This window comes from Calditerrivibrio sp. (genome assembly GCA_026415135.1).
Classification (GTDB): Bacteria; Chrysiogenota; Deferribacteres; order Deferribacterales; family Calditerrivibrionaceae; genus Calditerrivibrio.
In genome coordinates, this window is sequence record JAOAHS010000009.1 from 23,097 (window position 1) to 39,324 (window position 16,228).

General features: G+C 36.8%; 16 protein-coding genes and 1 riboswitch. Of the genes, 6 read left to right on the plus strand and 10 right to left on the minus strand.

Annotated features, from left to right (window positions below; genetic code table 11):
* Positions 1-17 precede the first annotated feature (17 nt).
* The 6 genes from clpB to ispG all read right to left on the minus strand — a co-directional run bounded on the left by clpB (position 18) and on the right by ispG (position 6,618).
* The gene (gene clpB, locus N3C60_02080) at positions 18-2,618 is read right to left on the minus strand and encodes an ATP-dependent chaperone ClpB (protein MCX8083689.1); all 2,601 of its coding nucleotides are present in this window, start codon (positions 2,616-2,618) and stop codon (positions 18-20) included.
* 3 nt (positions 2,619-2,621) lie between these two features.
* On the minus strand, positions 2,622-2,990 hold the full coding sequence (locus N3C60_02085) for a helix-turn-helix transcriptional regulator (GenBank protein MCX8083690.1): 369 nt from the start codon (positions 2,988-2,990) through the stop codon (positions 2,622-2,624).
* Positions 2,991-3,008: 18 nt separating this feature from the next.
* Positions 3,009-4,112 carry a molecular chaperone DnaJ gene (dnaJ, locus tag N3C60_02090; protein MCX8083691.1) on the minus strand — a complete coding sequence of 368 codons (1,104 nt, stop codon included), beginning with the start codon at positions 4,110-4,112 and terminating at the stop codon, positions 3,009-3,011.
* A 41-nt stretch (positions 4,113-4,153) separates the two neighbouring features.
* A complete protein-coding gene (locus N3C60_02095) occupies positions 4,154-4,597 on the minus strand; it encodes an Hsp20/alpha crystallin family protein (GenBank protein ID MCX8083692.1) in 444 nt (147 codons plus the stop codon).
* A gap of 81 nt (positions 4,598-4,678) precedes the next feature.
* Positions 4,679-5,566, minus strand: coding sequence for an EamA family transporter RarD (gene rarD, locus N3C60_02100; protein MCX8083693.1), 888 nt, complete (start codon positions 5,564-5,566; stop codon positions 4,679-4,681).
* Entirely contained in the window at positions 5,563-6,618 is a 1,056-nt protein-coding gene (ispG, locus tag N3C60_02105) for a flavodoxin-dependent (E)-4-hydroxy-3-methylbut-2-enyl-diphosphate synthase (GenBank protein MCX8083694.1), read from the minus strand. The genes rarD and ispG overlap by 4 nt, the downstream gene beginning before the upstream one ends.
* 116 nt (positions 6,619-6,734) lie before the next feature.
* Positions 6,735-6,839: riboswitch (SAM riboswitch) on the plus strand.
* 63 nt (positions 6,840-6,902) lie between these two features.
* Between ispG and N3C60_02110 the strand changes: the two genes are divergently transcribed.
* From N3C60_02110 to N3C60_02135, 6 genes are read left to right on the plus strand one after another with little or no spacing between them, the layout of a single operon-like run.
* A complete protein-coding gene (locus tag N3C60_02110) occupies positions 6,903-8,033 on the plus strand; it encodes a homoserine O-acetyltransferase (GenBank protein MCX8083695.1) in 1,131 nt (376 codons plus the stop codon).
* Positions 8,017-8,745: a class I SAM-dependent methyltransferase gene (locus N3C60_02115; GenBank protein MCX8083696.1), complete on the plus strand. Its 729-nt coding sequence runs from the start codon at positions 8,017-8,019 to the stop codon at positions 8,743-8,745. Before N3C60_02110 ends, N3C60_02115 begins: the two co-directional genes overlap by 17 nt.
* On the plus strand, positions 8,742-9,443 hold the full coding sequence (locus N3C60_02120) for an ATP-binding cassette domain-containing protein (GenBank protein ID MCX8083697.1): 702 nt from the start codon (positions 8,742-8,744) through the stop codon (positions 9,441-9,443). Before N3C60_02115 ends, N3C60_02120 begins: the two co-directional genes overlap by 4 nt.
* A complete protein-coding gene (locus tag N3C60_02125; protein ID MCX8083698.1) occupies positions 9,433-10,200 on the plus strand; it encodes an ABC transporter permease in 768 nt (255 codons plus the stop codon). The genes N3C60_02120 and N3C60_02125 overlap by 11 nt, the downstream gene beginning before the upstream one ends.
* Positions 10,190-11,974: a chloride channel protein gene (locus tag N3C60_02130; protein ID MCX8083699.1), complete on the plus strand. Its 1,785-nt coding sequence runs from the start codon at positions 10,190-10,192 to the stop codon at positions 11,972-11,974. Before N3C60_02125 ends, N3C60_02130 begins: the two co-directional genes overlap by 11 nt.
* An 11-nt stretch (positions 11,975-11,985) precedes the next feature.
* Positions 11,986-12,504, plus strand: a complete 519-nt coding sequence (locus tag N3C60_02135) for a nitroreductase family protein (GenBank protein MCX8083700.1) — start codon at positions 11,986-11,988, stop codon at positions 12,502-12,504.
* 8 nt (positions 12,505-12,512) lie between these two features.
* Here the strand turns inward: N3C60_02135 and N3C60_02140 are convergent, their stop codons facing one another.
* The 4 genes from N3C60_02140 to fusA are packed head-to-tail and all read right to left on the minus strand — an operon-like array spanning position 12,513 to position 16,200.
* On the minus strand, positions 12,513-12,836 hold the full coding sequence (locus N3C60_02140) for a MerR family transcriptional regulator (protein MCX8083701.1): 324 nt from the start codon (positions 12,834-12,836) through the stop codon (positions 12,513-12,515).
* 9 nt (positions 12,837-12,845) lie between these two features.
* The gene (locus N3C60_02145) at positions 12,846-13,121 is read right to left on the minus strand and encodes an integration host factor subunit alpha (GenBank protein MCX8083702.1); all 276 of its coding nucleotides are present in this window, start codon (positions 13,119-13,121) and stop codon (positions 12,846-12,848) included.
* Between the two features lie 58 nt (positions 13,122-13,179).
* On the minus strand, positions 13,180-14,073 hold the full coding sequence (locus N3C60_02150) for a hypothetical protein (protein MCX8083703.1): 894 nt from the start codon (positions 14,071-14,073) through the stop codon (positions 13,180-13,182).
* Between the two features lie 30 nt (positions 14,074-14,103).
* Positions 14,104-16,200, minus strand: coding sequence for an elongation factor G (gene fusA / locus N3C60_02155; GenBank protein MCX8083704.1), 2,097 nt, complete (start codon positions 16,198-16,200; stop codon positions 14,104-14,106).
* Between the last annotated feature and the right edge of the window lie 28 nt (positions 16,201-16,228).

Here is a 16,228-nt window from a genome sequence, read left to right on the forward strand (position 1 = left end):
AAAAGCCCCCAGTTTGATCAACTTATATACAAATCACTATTTTTGAATGACAATGTTATTGAGCTGTTCTTTTTAATATTACCTTTTATAATCTCCTCGGCAATTCTATTTTCTATAAGTCTTTGCAGAGCTCTTTTCATAGGTCTTGCACCAAACTTTGGATCGTATCCAGCTTCGATTAGCGCATTGACAACTGTTCCATCGTAGCTCATATCAACCTCTACATTTGCTTTCAACCTCTTTTTAAGATCATCCAACAATAACTTAGCAATTTCATACAGATGATCTTTACCGAGAGGATGAAATACAATAAGATCATCCACCCTGTTTAAAAACTCTGGTTTAAAATGCTTTGAAATAATATTAAACACAAGTTTCGATATCCTATCATATTCCTCTTCCCAGCTTCCACCTTTTTCAAATTCTGTCTGAATAAGTTCACTACCTATATTAGAAGTCATTATTATCACAGTATTTTTAAAATTAACCACACGCCCTTTTGAATCTGTCAATCTCCCATCATCCAGAATCTGAAGCATTATATTAAACACCTCAGGGTGGGCCTTTTCAATCTCATCAAAAAGTATCACAGAGTATGGCCTTCTCCTTACCTTTTCAGTTAACTGGCCACCTTCGTCATAACCCACATAACCGGGAGGAGCTCCGATGAGCTTAGCAACGGAATGTTTTTCCATATATTCACTCATATCTATTCTGATCAAAGCATCTTCACTGTCAAACATAAATTCAGCAAGAGCCTTAGCAAGCTCCGTCTTACCAACACCAGTAGGCCCCAGAAAAATGAAGGATCCAATAGGTCTTCTGGGATTACTAAGCCCTGCTCTACTTCTTCTAATAGCTTCGCTGACAGATTTTATAGCTTTATCTTGTCCAATCACCCGCTTATGTAGGTTTTCTTCCATCCTGATCAACTTATCAGCTTCCTCTTCGAGTAACTTGGTAACCGGAATACCAGTCCATTTCGCAATGATCTCAGCAATATCCTCCTCATCCACCTCTTCCTTGAGCATCTTCCTATCTTTTTGAATCTCTTTTAATTTATTGTTTAATTGCTCTACCTTATTTGTAAGTTCAACAAGTTTGCCATATTTTATCTGTGATGCCAGTTCATAGTTACCATTCCTTTCGGCAATAGCCATGGCGTTTTTCTGATTTTCTATCTCTTCCTTGATCTTTTTAATCTCAGTGATTATACTTTTTTCATTCTGCCAGTGAGCTTTTAAGATATTTATTTTTTCTGATAGATCGTTTATCTCCTTTTCAATCTTTTCAAGTTTTATCTTTGATGCCTCATCCTGCTCCCTTTTAAGGGCCTGTCTTTCGATCTCAAGTTGCCTTTTCTTTCTCTCCAGTTCATCCAACTCTGTTGGTAAAGAATCTATCTCCATCCTTAGCTTAGCACAAGCCTCATCCACAAGATCTATCGCTTTATCTGGCATATGTCTGTCCGATATATATTTATGGGAAAGATATGCAGCAGCCACAATAGCAGTATCCTTTATACGAACACCATGGTGAACTTCATATTTTTCTTTAAGCCCCCTTAGAATAGAAATCACATCCTCTACAGAAGGTTCATCCACAAGAATAGGTTGAAAACGTCTCTCAAGAGCAGCATCTTTTTCGATATGTTTTTTATACTCATCAAGCGTAGTAGCACCTATACAGTGCAACTCACCCCTTGCAAGAGCAGGCTTAAGAAGATTTGCAGCATCCATAGCTCCTTCAGCAGCACCAGCACCCACGAGGGTATGCATCTCATCGATAAAAAGTATTATCTCCCCTTCACGCTGTCTTATCTCATTTAAGATTGATTTAAGCCTATCCTCAAATTCTCCTCTATACTTTGTTCCAGCGATAAGGGCACCAAGATCTAAGGCTAACAATGTCTTATCCTTCAAAGTCTCTGGAACATCTCCATTTACAATCCTCTGAGCAAGACCTTCCGCAATGGCTGTTTTACCAACACCCGGTTCACCAATTAAAACAGGGTTATTTTTGGTCCTTCTTGATAGAACATGCATTACCCTTCTGATCTCTTCATCCCTACCTATTACAGGATCAAGTTTTCCTGCCCTAGCTCTTTCTGTAAGATTTATAGTATACTTTTCCAAAGCCTGTAATTTATCTTCTGGATTCTGATCTGTTATCCTTGTAGAACCTCTCAATTCTTTGATGGCTTTTTCAGCTTTATTTTTATCTATACTATGTTTTATCAGTACTTGTCTTAAAGAATAGTTAGCATGTTCTATGATCCCTAATATTAGATGTTCTGTTGAAACAAATTCATCCCCGAAGTTTGAAATGATCTTAAACGCATAATCCAATGATTTCTTAAGATCACTCGAGATATAAACCCCTTCAGATCCAGAAACCTTAGGGTATTTGGCAATAAGTTCATCCACATCCTGTACAAAAGAACCAACATTTACACCTATCTTTTGTAGTAAGGGTTTAACAAACCCCTCATCTTGCAAGATAAGTGCCTTTAAAAGATGCTCCTGTTCGATCTGCTGATTACCATTTCTATCAGCAATGGCATGGGCATTTTGTATAGCTTCACTTGCTTTTATCGTTAGTTTGTTCCAGTTTATCATAATTTACTCCCTCTCTATCTTTACTTTTATTACAGTATTATTGGGATTAACCTCAACAACCTGTTCTTTTTTTGGTTTTTCCATATTCTTTTGTATAAAGTCCATCAACTGCTCCATCTGCTTTCTCATCTCCTCCATCTGCTCCCTCATCTTCAAAATCACCTCAACCCCAGCCAAATTTACCCCCATATCCCTTGTGAGGGTGATAATAAACCTCAATTTTTCGATATCATCTTCGGAGTATAAGCGCACATTCCCCATTGTTCTTGAAGGTTTTACCAACTCCAACCTCTCATACTGCCTTAATGTCTGGGGATGGATATTTAAAATGGCTGAGACTACACTTATAGCATACAAAGGTTTATCTTTCATAAGTCACCACCTGCAGTACTAAATAATTCTTCCCTGTTCAAGGAGCCTATCCCTTAAATTTTTACCATACTTTTTTTTCAACTCCTCTAACAGTCTTTTATCAGTCTCATTTTCTATCTTAGGTACTCTTACCTTTACCTCAACATAAAAATCACCATTGCCAGTTCCATTTATATTCGGAACACCTTTACCTCTAAGGCGGAATTTATCTCCCGTTTCAGTTCCAGCAGGGATGCTTATGTTAACAGCACCATAGGGTGTAGGAACAGTTATCTTCGTACCCATAGCAGCCTCAAAAATATCTATATCCACAGTTAGATAAATATCATTCCCTTTTCTTTCATATATGAGATGGGGGCTAATTTTGGTGATTATGTATAGATCACCAGGTAATCCCCCGAAATCCCCTTCATGCCCTTTTTGTGGTACCCTTATCTTTGTTCCATCATCTACTCCAGCAGGGATCTTGACCTTGATTCTTTCAGTGTTGTGTATTTTACCGGTACCACCACAAGATGAACAGACATTCCTAAATATTTCACCACTTCCTCTACAAGATGGACAAGGTGTTTGAGTAAAAAAGAAACCAGATTGGTTACCAACATAGCCTTTCCCCTTACATGCAGTACATACTATTTTTTCACCACCTTTACCGAGACATTTTGGACAGTTTACCTGTCTTGTGACAGAAATCTCGTACTCCCCACCTTTAATAACAGTTTCAAAAGGGAGGTTTATGGAATATGATATATCTTCACCTTTGAGATTCTGCTTACTCTTCCGTCTGGTTCCTCCACCAAAAAACTCTTCAAAAATATCCTCAAAGCTGAAACTCCCAGCCCTAAAATGCCTGAGATCTTCAAAATTCATATCATGGAAATTATACCCCTGTCCTGAAGATGTGAAAGCATCATGACCCAATGTGTCATACTGCTTTCTCTTCTCCGGATCAGATAAAACAGCATAAGCCTCAGAAATCTCTTTAAACTTAGCTTCAGCCTCTTTATTGCCAGGATTAACATCTGGATGGTATTTCCTAGCAAGTTTCCGGTAAGCCCTTTTAATCTCTTCAGCACTTGCAGTTTTTGAAACACCCAGAATATCGTAGTAGCTTTTACTCATACTCTTCCCCTAAAAAAGAGGGGCACCCGCAGGTGCCTTTTTTATTCATCTTTTGTTACTTTTATCACTTTAGCCTTTGATTGTTCAGACTTTGGAATGGATATCTTAAGCAAACCATCTTTCAAGCTTGCTTTTATATTGGTAAAATCTAAATTATTTGGTAAAGAGAACAACCTTGAAAACTTACCAAACTGTCTTTCCATCCTAAAGCAGTTATCTGTCTCCTTTTCAAAGGGAGCTTTCTTCTCACCCTTGATGGACAATACACCATCATTTACTTGAATCTCAATATCATCCTCTTTTACCCCTGGGATATCCATAAGCAATACTATCTCATTTTCCTTTTCAAACACATCCACAGGTGGAACAAACTCACCCCTATTCTGAGCAGAAAGCTCTGGGTAGGTGTTTTCCTCAAAAATCTTATTTATCCTCTCCTGAATAGAAAGTAGATCTTTGAAAGGATCCCATTTTACTATTGCCATAGCTGACCTCCTTTAATGTTAGTATCTGAATAATAATATATACTTGAGTCTCATTGTGTCAAGTTTTTTATTTAAACAAACTCAACTTTTATGATTATTATATATCAAAAAATATGAGTCAATCATATAAATACCAATGGCAAGCCATATAAAAAGAAATGTTATCAAATGCTTAAAAGAAAAAGACTCTTTGTAAACAAAAACACCTATAAGAAAAGCAATCGTAGGAGCTGTATATTGAATAATACCAAGCGTAATAAATCTTAACCTACGGGCAGCGGTTGCAAAAGCCAAAAGAGGGATTGCTGTTGCTGGACCTGAGAGAATAAGAAGCATATCTGTTTTTATATCAAGATTTCCAAAAGCTCCTTTACCTATAGCCATCAGATATGTAAGATACAAAAATGATGGAATACCCATTATAAATGTTTCAACATAAAGACCCTCTATAGACCCAAGAGCCCCCTTTTTTCTTAAAAAACCATAATAGCTAAATGTAGACGCAAGCACTATGGATACCCATGGAAAATAACTCAACCCCAACATCATATTACCAATACCACACAAAACGAAAAAGAATGCAATAACCCTGCCCTTACTCATCCGCTCATTGAGCAAAAGCCTTGCAAACAAAACATTAAATATAGGAGCCATATAATATCCCAAGCTCGTATCAAGTATCTTATTTGTGTTGACAGCCCATATATACAAAAACCAATTTATCCCAATCATCATTGAACTCAGCAAAAAGTAACCAAGTGTCTTAAGATTTCTCAAAAGTAAAAATGTATATTTGAGCCTTTTACCAAAAAACAGAACAATATTCAGAAAAAGAAATGACCAAAAAATTCTATGAAAAACTACCTCAAAAGAATTGACATGTTTTAGAAACTTCCAATAAACAGGGAAAACTCCCCAAAGGGTATAAGCAATGATCGCAGCCCAAAATCCTTTACTTGACTCCTTCATCCTTTACAGAGATCGTCCCTAATGATTTTTAAAAAAACCTCTAACAATTCATCCTCTTTTACTTTTTTGACCACTTCACCCCTTTTAAAAATAACCCCCTGACCTTTACCTCCTGCTACGCCATAATCAGCTTCCCTCGCCTCTCCTGGGCCATTTACCGGGCAACCCATCACAGCAACAGTGATGTGTTTGTTTACAAACTGCAAGGCACTCTCCACCTTTTCTGCAAGACTTATAAGATCGATTTCTGTTCTACCACATGTGGGGCAAGAGATCACCTCAACACCTCTTTGTCTTATATTAAGTGCCTTTAAAATCTCCCAACCTACTTTTACCTCCTCCTCTGGATCAGCCGTCAGAGAAACCCTCAACGTATCACCAATCCCTTCCGCTAAAAGGGTACCTATTCCCACAGCAGATCTTACAGTACCAGAAAATTTTGTACCAGCCTCTGTAATACCGATGTGCAAAGGGTAATCCACCTGAGCAGACAATTTTCTATATGCATCAATGGTCATAGGGACACTACTTGCCTTTATTGATATCTTAAGTTGATCAAACCGTTCATCTTCAAAAATTCTCAAATTTCTTAATGCCGACTCCACAAGGGCATCAGAACAAACACCATATCTTTTTAATAGATCTTTCTCTAAAGATCCAGCATTAACCCCAAGCCTTATGGCACAACCGTTTACTTTTGCTGCCTCTATTACTTTTCTTGTTTTTTCCACTCCACCAATATTACCAGGATTTATCCTTACACAATGAACACCTCTTTCTATTGCCCCAATAGCAAGCCTATAATCAAAGTGTATATCAGCAACAAGGGGTATATTGATATTCTTTAAGATTTCAGGGATATTGTTAAGGGCTTTTTCATCAGGAACAGCTACCCTGATAATCTCACAACCCACACCTTCCAACCTCTTTATCTGATCGAGGGTGGCATCTATATCACGGGTATCTGTATTTGTCATACTCTGTACGGTTATGGGGGCATCACCACCAACATAAACATTACCCAACCTGATCTTTCTGGTAATTTTTCTCATTTATCAACCTCTTCGATATTTGTTAACTTGATATATTATAGCAGAAATTTTATCAAGCAATAAAATAGTCATCAAACTTCCATTGACTTTTACCAAAATACTGATATTATCATTTTACCTTATCAAGAGTGGTTGAGGGACGGGCCCTATGACACCACAGCAACCGGTTTCCAATTTGGAAACGACAGGTGCTAATTCCCGCCGTAATGGATAGATAAGGCTATGATGAATATCACAGCCTCTTCTACCAACAAGAAGAGGCTTTTTTTATGGAGGCATTTTAAATGGATAAAGGATCCGTTGGCATAGTAAAGGCTAAAACTGTTCACTTTAAAGATGATTTCTTTTTGGAAAGTGGTAGAATGTTATCCAAGCTCACAGTAGCATACGAAACATACGGAACACTAAATGAAAAAAAAGATAATGCCATTTTGATCTGCCACGCTCTTACAGGCAGTCACCATGCTGCTGGCTACTACACACCTGATGATCAAAAACCCGGCTGGTGGGACGAAATGATAGGCCCGGGAAAACCTTTTGATACAAATAAATATTTTATTATATGCTCCAACTTTTTAGGTTCATGCTATGGTACGACAGGACCTGCCTCCATAGATCCATCCACTGGAAAACCATACGGTCTTAAATTTCCAGTATTCACCGTAAAGGATATGGTCAAACTACAAAAAAAACTGATAGACCATTTAGGTATACCCAAACTATTGTGTGTAGCAGGGGGCTCTATGGGGGGCATGCAAGCTCTCGAATGGGCAGTAACATTCCCGGAAAAAGTACATTCAATAATCCCTATTGCAACAGCTGGCAGAATAACCCCAATGGCAATAGCCTTTAACACTATTGGTAGAATAGCCATAATGAAAGACCCAAACTGGAATAATGGTGATTACTACGGCAAATCGTTTCCAAAAGATGGATTGGCCATCGCCCGTATGGCAGGACATATCACATTTATGTCAGATGCCTCTTTTCAAAAAAAATTTGGCAGACGTTATGCTACACTTGAAGGGATATACGATTTTATGGGTTATTTCGAGGTAGAAAACTACTTAAGGTATAATGGCTACAAATTTACAGAGCGCTTTGATGCCAACAGCTATCTTTATATCATAAAAGCAATGGACATCTTTGATCTTTCCTACGGTTACGGTTCTTTTGAGGAAGCTGTAAGTAGAATAACCTGCAAATCCCTATTTATCACCTTCACCTCTGATTTCTTATTCCCCACATACCAAACCGAAGAGATCGTGAATATCTTGAAAAAGCTTAACAGAGATGTGAAATGGATCAACATAGAATCCGATTATGGACATGATGCCTTCCTTTTAGAGTTTGATGTTCAAGGCTCAACAATAGCGAATTTTTTAGAAGAAACCTACTATGAAATCAGCCAATAACCCTTTTGATAACTCTGCCCAAAATTATCTTTTAAGCACAGATCACGCAAGAGGTGACGACCTAAAAATCGTTCGAGAATACTTCTCCCATAAAAAATTTCATAAACTATTAGATGTAGCTACAGGTGTTGGTCACTTTACAGGGGTGTTTAACGCTGATGAAAAATATGCAGTTGATTTAAGCTTCAATATGTTGAACATATCAAAAAAAAATTTCCCCATCAAATTAGCTTGTATTGCAGAAGCTACTTGCCTTCCCTTCAAAACAGGCTCCTTTGATGTAGTAACCTGCCGTATAGCGATGCACCATTTTCAAAAACCTGATCTTTTTTTTAAAGAAGTCTACAGGATTTTAGTACATAAAGGGTACTTCGTACTAATAGACAGCATAGTAGATGTGGATGACGCTTATCTCAACGTCATAGAGTTTGTCAGAGATAATTCCCATATAAGAAGTATGACTGTAAAAGAGATTATAAACCTTTCTTATGAACTCTTTCGACTTGAGTTTTTCTTTAATATATATAAAGAACATAATTTCATAGAATGGGCTACGAGATTGGGTGCAGATGAAAATAAGGTTATGGTTATCAAGGATAAATTTTTAGCCTTACCAGAGCATGTAAAAGATGAACTCCTCTTAAAGATAGAAAACAATAATATAAAAAGTTATACCGACAAAAAAGGTCTTTTTATCTTCACTAAAATATGAACACTATATTACTCGAAGACTTTACCATTTTTTTACAAGGAACTATTTTAATACATGTTGATGGAATATCCTTCGAAACAGGTAAGATATATACCATATTTGGTAAAAGTGGCACAGGTAAGACCACCTTTTTAAAAGCATTAGGATCTTTGATAAGATTTTTAGGAACAGCAAAACTCAATGGAAAAAATTTTAACAGCTATGATATAAGGGATTTAAGAAAAAAGGTTCACTATATAAGACAAGAACCAAGATTTATCCCCGATACCGTACTAAAAAATATCAACTATGTTTTTGATTTTGCAGCAAATAAAAGCAATCTTAACAATATCGAAAGAACAAAATATCTACTAAAAAAGATGAATCTTAACGACGACATCTTAGAAAAGGATACCAGAACCTTATCTGGTGGAGAAAAACAAAGGATTAGTATTATCAGATCACTATTACTAAACCCCTCTTTCATACTTTTAGATGAACCCACATCAGCCCTCGACATCTATACCGAAGAACTTTTATTATCTTTTTTACACGATTTGAAAAAAGATATAGGCATAATTGTCGTTTCCCACTCCCCTAATATTATTCAGCATTCTGATTGCAAGATATTGTTGGACAATAAGAAGCTCCACATAATCGATGGAGAGCTTTCAACAGAAGAAATAAAAAAGATCATAGAAGGTGAAAATGGAAGGTAATGTTTTGGATATAAGTGTCCTATCCCTTGTTATCCTATACCTGATCAGCGGTATATTTGCACTTTTTATCCATATATTGAAACTGGGGATTTTAAAAGACTTTATTACTTCGTTAATGAGAATGTCAATACAACTTTTTATTGGTTCGTTTGTTTTACTTTTTATATTCAAAGTAAATACATTTTGGATAGTTCTTCTATTTTTTTTAATTATGTCTTTAATTGCCTCCCAAACGATCATCAGAAAATCGAACCTAAAAAGAGCCTACTATATATACCCTGTTATATTCCTTGTGTCTTTTTTCATGACATCTTTTTTTCAATTCTTTATAGTTAATTGTAAAAACCTGTTCGAGGCCAGATACTTCATCACCATAAGTGGCATGTTAATGGGAAACTCCATGAACGCATGCGCTGTGGCATTAGAAAGATTTAACTCAGATATAAAGGAAAACTATGATCTTGTGGAGACATTTCTAAGCTTTGGAGCAACCCAGTTTGAATCAGTGATGATCTTTTTCAAAAAAGCCCTGAGATCTTCCCTGATGCCAATAATCACAAATATGAGTAGTGTAGGTATAGTCTTTTTTCCCGGTATGATGACAGGTCAGATTTTAGCTGGTGCAAATCCAACAGTTGCTGTAAAATACCAGATTGCCATGATGATAACCATCGCCATAACTATTCTATTAACAACACTACTAAGCCTATATTTCTGGACAATAAACTTTTTTAGAACAGTGGAACATGGCATATAATATAGTAAAAAAATATAACCTACCTGTGGTTGGTAAATGGTTTATCCTGGGGACAATTGTAGGAGTTGTAGCGGGTATAGCAGCTATAATATTCTACACTCTTTTGCAACTGACAAACGGGTTTTTCCTGCACTATATTGCTGGTTATACTACCCCTGAAGCCACCGGGGAAGTCTCTATTTTTGATTTCAAAGGTGGAGAATTTAGAGAATATCTCTTAATAATAATGCCAGTCATTGGAGCTTTTATATCGGCTATTTTGGTTTTAAAATTTGCTCCTGAGGCTGAGGGGGCAGGACTTGACGCTGCAATTACTGCCATCCATAAAAACAAAGGACTTATAAGGTGGCAGGTACCCCTGGTAAAAACCATAACCTCTTCAATCACAATAGGTTCAGGAGGTTCTGGTGGTGGTGAAGGACCAATATCCCATATAGGAGCAGGGGTAGGATCGGTACTATCCCAAATATTTCACCTCACTGAAAAAGAGAGAAGGATCCTCACAGCTGCAGGTATGGGAGCAGGTGTGGGAGCAATCTTCAGATCACCACTGGCTGGAGCCATATTTGCTGCAGAAGTTTTGTATTCGAGCTCTGACATGGAGTATGAAGCTCTCCTACCATCCACCATCACTTCGATTATAGCCTATTCCATTTTTTGTAGTATATTTGGATGGAGCCCCCTCTTTTATACCATAAATGCCCATTTTTCAAACCCTTTAGAACTGGTAGGTTATACAATACTCATAATAGGGTGCATACTCGTAGGACATCTTTACACAAAGGTATATCACAAAACAAAAATCTATTTTGATCTTTTAAAATTACATAAGATTAATAAAATTCTATCAGGTGCTCTACTTACAGGTATAATAGGATTTTTTATACCTGAGGTTTTAGGGGCAGGGTATTTCATAATAGACCAAGCCATTCAGACAGATATAACAATACAATCTCTCATAATCATAGTTATCGGTAAGATCTTTGCAACATCTTTCACCATAGGCAGTGGTGGTAGTGCCGGGACTTTTGCTCCTACGATGGTAATAGGAGCTGCAACTGGTGGTGTCATAGGTCTAATATTAAACCGATATTTTCCCATATTAGCTCCAAACCCAGGAGCATACGCTGTGGTGGGGATGGCCGGATTTCTATCAGGGCTTGCAAAAACACCCCTATCTGCTATCATAATGGTAAGCGAATTAACCGGCAACTACCAACTAATAGTACCAGCCATGTGGGTAAGTACTCTAACATTCCTTTCATTAAAAAAAGTGAAATTTTATAAAAGTCAGATGCAATTTAGAAGCGATTCACCCATCCATAAAAATGAATATTTACTCATGTTTTTGCAGGAGATCAAAGTAAAAGATATTATGAAAAAAGAGCCCATTGTAATAAAGGAAGATATGAAGTTTCAAGACATTATTCATTTTATAGCATCCACAAAACACAACAGCTTTCCAGTGGTAGATCCCATGAACAAACTTGTGGGAGTTCTAAGGTTTGAAGAGATCAGGGAATTTGTCTTTGAGGAAGGGCTTGAAAATCTGGTGGTAGCAAGCGAAATCTGCGACAAAGACGCCCCTACTGTTACTTCAAACAATACCTTAGCAGAAGCTATAGAACTCATTGGTAGTATGAATGTGGAACTGCTTCCTGTGGTTGATGAAGAAAAAAAAGTAACAGGTATCGTAACCCGTAGAGATATCATCTCCACTTATAACAAAGAGATGTTAAGACAAAAAAAACAAAGTGAAGAAAATATATTCTAAGGAGGATATTTATGGATGTAATCACCGCTATTAAAACAAGAAGAAGTATAAGAAACTACATTAATAAGCCTGTTGAACCAGCTAAGATTGAAGAGCTTTTAAAACTAGCCATGTGTGCACCCTCCGCTGGAAATCAGCAACCTTGGCACTTTATCATCGTGGATGATCCAGAACTTAAAACAAAAATCGCAAATATGCATCCTTACGCTAAGATGCTTCATCAAGCACCAATGGGGATAATAGTATTAGGGGATACAAACTTAGAAAAGTACAAAGGGTTCTGGGTTCAAGATTGTTCAGCTGCAATCATGAACATTCTCACAGCAGCTCCTGCTTTTGATCTACAAACTGTTTGGTGCGGGATATATCCAAGCGAGGAAAGGGTAAAAGAGTTTGTAGAACTCTTTGAGCTACCAGCACATATTATCCCACTTGCCCTCATTGTAATAGGATATTCAGATAAAAAAGGATTCGAAGTGGATAGATACAAACCAGAAAGGATACATAAAAACAGATTCAAAAGAACATAAGGGGGAACTTAGTCCCCCCTTAATATGTTTAAAATATCTATTAACTCCTTTTTGATATTATCTATCTTTTCGTTTTGATCTGATATTCTCAGCTTTTTTTTAGCCCCTTCAATGGTCAGTTTCTCCTCATACAAGAGATGTTTTATTTTATTTATAATGTTGATATGATTTTGTGTATACAGCCTTTGATTTGAAGATACCCTAACAGGCTTAAGCTGTCTAAACTCTTTTTCCCAAAACCTGATCACAGAAGGCTTAAGGCCTGTTAGCTGACAAACTTCACCTATTTTATAATAAACCTTATTGTCAGATAGCTGGCTTGTCTTTAACATGGAAAGTATTTAGCCGTTAACCTCTTCTTTCAACAATCTGCTTGGCTTAAAAGAGACAACTGTCCGGGATTCTATAATCTTCTCTTCACCAGTCTTAGGATTTCTTCCTACCCTTCTGCCCCTTGTCTTTACTTCAAAACTTCCAAAACCAGATATCTTAACATTCCTCTTTTCTAAAATCTCATTTTTGATAGTTGTAAAAACAGCATCAACTACATTATAAATATCCTTTTTAGAAATACCTAAGGTCTCATGAATTATATCCACTATATCCGCTTTCGTCATAAATAACCCCCATAAGTTTATGTATTATCATAAATAATTTATCTATATTTGTCAACCATCAAGATTTATTAATAAACACTTTTTTATTATTAAGACCTAATTTTGCTAAAAATGAATAAACCTCATCTTCTTTAGAAAAACTACCCACAGTAACATGATATTTAATCACTTCTTCCTGCTTAGAGGTGATAACACCCTTGATGGAGTTCTCCCTTAAAAAGTTTACTGCCTCCTCTTTACTATAAAAGTACCCTAAAAACAAAACAGGTTTATTACCTATATATACATCAGACTTATCAGTATATTTATAAGCCTTATACACAACCATCTTCAGCCTTTCCACCTCTTTACTACTGTACGACAGTTTTCCATCTTTCAAGGCAGCTTTTATACGGTCAAGTTCCCCGGGGTAACAATCCTCGATAACCAATTGATAATTTGATTTGGTATCAGATGAAAGATAAGGCTTATCTATTGCTTTATCTTTTGTATCATTATCGATTTTTCGAACTGAGGATATATTATCAACTGTCTTCTTTTTATCCTTTTCTTCATCAATAAACACAATCTCCCCTATCACCTTAAACTCTGCAAACTCAGCAGTGTCATTATCAACGGATGTTACATTGTCATTAGGTTTAGTCACAGGTGGCTTTTTGTTATTAACCTGCTCGACAATCTGCTTTTTTTTCTCTACTTCTTTTTTCAATTGCAACATCTTATAGTAAAAATAACCAAATACAGACGCAGAAACTATCAAAAGCACAGAAAAACCAGTTAAACTATATATCAGTAATCTCGAAACTTTTTTCTTAGGTGTAGGAACTGACTCCACCTGTTCAGTGGATTCTAAAACCTCCTCCTCTTCCTGAAGTTGTATTTCACCGTGGGTGATCTGATATATCTCAGAAAAACTCTTATCAAAAAATCTTAGAAGATTTAATCTAATCATAAGAATAAAGGAGGGTTACCCCTCCCATCACTAATCTTCCTCTTCTTCTTGTTGAGCTTTTTTATTCTCAGCGATAACCTTTTCGGCAAGATAACTTGGCAGTTCCTCATAGTGGCTAAATTCTATGGTAAATGTTCCTCTGCCACCTGTTATAGATCTGAGATCTGGTGCATACTTTAAAACTTCTGCCATAGGTACCTGAGCCCTTATATGCTGGCCATTTACCTGTGGCTCCACATTTACGATCCTACCCCTTCTGGAGTTCAGATCACCTATTACAGCACCAGTGGTATCATCTGGTACAAACACATCAAGGTTCATTATGGGCTCAAGTATTGTAGGTGAAGCCAAAGCGGCAACCTTTTTAAACGCTAAGGAAGCAGCTATTTTAAATGCCATCTCGGAGGAGTCTACGGAATGATATGATCCATCGTACAAAATAGCCTTAAAATCAACTGTAGGGAATCCAGCAAGTACGCCCCTCTGGGAAGCTTCCCTTAACCCTTTTTCCACAGCAGGGATATACTGCTTTGGAACCACACCACCAACTATCCTATCTTCAAAAACAAAACCAGCACCCCTTTCAAGAGGCTGAAGCTCTATCCATACATCCCCATACTGACCTCTACCACCGGACTGCTTCTTATACTTACCCTGTCCTTGAGCAGACTTTTTAATCGTCTCTTTGTATGGTACTTTGGGTGTTTTTAGATCAACTTCAACATTAAACTTTTTCTTCAGCTTATCCACTATAACCTCAATATGCATCTGCCCTGTTCCGCTGAGGAGTAGTTCATTTGTCTGCTCATCTCTATTTAGCCTTATACCTATATCTTCTTCCATAAGTCTATGCAAACCAGAACTTACCTTATCCTCATCATCCTTAGATTTTGGAACAAGAGAAAATGCCAGAACAGGCTCAGGGATCTGAACAGGCTCAAATACTATGGTTGATTTTTTATTTTTTGATAATGTATCAAATGTTTCTGTATATTTCAATTTATTGATCATACCTATCTGTCCCGAGATAAGTTTATCTACTTTGATAAAGTTTTTACCTTGAAGTAGGTAAAGCTGGTTTACCTTTTCTGTTTCATCTTTATTTACATTATAGATCTCTGTATCGTTTGTTATTTCACCGGAATAAACTCTAAAAATAGTCAATTTTCCAGCAAAAGGATCTATAAAAGTTTTGAATACAAAAGCCCTAAACTCATTATCCATAGGATCAATAAATATCGCTTCACCGGTTTTTTGATCTATAGCTTTTTTTCTTTCCCTTTCAAGAGGTGATGGTAAAAACTTGATAATGGATTCAAGTAACAGTTTGCTACCGATATTTTTCACAGCAGAACCTGGTATCACAGGGAAAAACCTTTTGGCAATAGTCCCCTCTCTAATACCTTTTATAATCTCTTCCTCAGTAAAATCTGCACCATCTAAATACTTCTCAATAAGGGAGTCATCTACCTCACTTATGGCCTCAAGTAGCTTGTTCCTGTGCACTTCAGCCTCTGACAGCAGATCAGCAGGTATATCTTCTATTTTATAATTTGCAGTAGGCTCAGATGGGTAAAAATATGCTTTCATTTTTACCAAATCTATTACTCCCTTAAAACTGTCCTCTTGACCTATAGGGAGATATATGGGTAATGGTCTTACTTTAAAGGTTTTCTCTATATCTGCAAGGGCTCTAAAAAAATCAGCCCTCTCTTTGTCCATTTTATTAACAAAAATAATTTTAGCTAAATCATACTCGTCAGCATACTTCCATACCCTTTCTGTTTCAACTTTAACACCCGTGATGGCACTGGCAACCACCACCGCCCCACCAACGGCAGACACTGCACACTTTGTCTCATGAAGAAAGTTTGCATAACCTGGAGTATCTATAATATTTATGAGGGTATTATTCCACTCAATTGATGCTACTTTTAGATTTATAGATATTTTACGGTCGATCTCAACAGGATCAAAGTCCATAAGGCTTGTCCCATTGTCCACACTTCCTATTCTATTGTTTACTTTTGCGTTATAAAGAATTGTATCTACAAGACTTGTCTTACCCGCACCACCATGAGAAATAAAAGCAACGTTGCGGATATTCTTAATGTCACCTACATTCATAAATGCCCCCTAACAAAAATTTTAACTA

Bases quoted from the DNA above. Each gene is read 5' to 3' on its own strand.
- clpB (MCX8083689.1), bottom strand. From the start codon at position 2,618: ATGATAAACTGGAACAAACTAACGATAAAAGCAAGTGAAGCTATACAA.
- N3C60_02085 (MCX8083690.1), bottom strand. From the start codon at position 2,990: ATGAAAGATAAACCTTTGTATGCTATAAGTGTAGTCTCAGCCATTTTA.
- dnaJ (MCX8083691.1), bottom strand. From the start codon at position 4,112: ATGAGTAAAAGCTACTACGATATTCTGGGTGTTTCAAAAACTGCAAGT.
- N3C60_02095 (MCX8083692.1), bottom strand. From the start codon at position 4,597: ATGGCAATAGTAAAATGGGATCCTTTCAAAGATCTACTTTCTATTCAG.
- rarD (MCX8083693.1), bottom strand. From the start codon at position 5,566: ATGAAGGAGTCAAGTAAAGGATTTTGGGCTGCGATCATTGCTTATACC.
- ispG (MCX8083694.1), bottom strand. From the start codon at position 6,618: ATGAGAAAAATTACCAGAAAGATCAGGTTGGGTAATGTTTATGTTGGT.
- N3C60_02110 (MCX8083695.1), top strand. From the start codon at position 6,903: ATGGATAAAGGATCCGTTGGCATAGTAAAGGCTAAAACTGTTCACTTT.
- N3C60_02115 (MCX8083696.1), top strand. From the start codon at position 8,017: ATGAAATCAGCCAATAACCCTTTTGATAACTCTGCCCAAAATTATCTT.
- N3C60_02120 (MCX8083697.1), top strand. From the start codon at position 8,742: ATGAACACTATATTACTCGAAGACTTTACCATTTTTTTACAAGGAACT.
- N3C60_02125 (MCX8083698.1), top strand. From the start codon at position 9,433: ATGGAAGGTAATGTTTTGGATATAAGTGTCCTATCCCTTGTTATCCTA.
- N3C60_02130 (MCX8083699.1), top strand. From the start codon at position 10,190: ATGGCATATAATATAGTAAAAAAATATAACCTACCTGTGGTTGGTAAA.
- N3C60_02135 (MCX8083700.1), top strand. From the start codon at position 11,986: ATGGATGTAATCACCGCTATTAAAACAAGAAGAAGTATAAGAAACTAC.
- N3C60_02140 (MCX8083701.1), bottom strand. From the start codon at position 12,836: ATGTTAAAGACAAGCCAGCTATCTGACAATAAGGTTTATTATAAAATA.
- N3C60_02145 (MCX8083702.1), bottom strand. From the start codon at position 13,121: ATGACGAAAGCGGATATAGTGGATATAATTCATGAGACCTTAGGTATT.
- N3C60_02150 (MCX8083703.1), bottom strand. From the start codon at position 14,073: ATGATTAGATTAAATCTTCTAAGATTTTTTGATAAGAGTTTTTCTGAG.
- fusA (MCX8083704.1), bottom strand. From the start codon at position 16,200: ATGAATGTAGGTGACATTAAGAATATCCGCAACGTTGCTTTTATTTCT.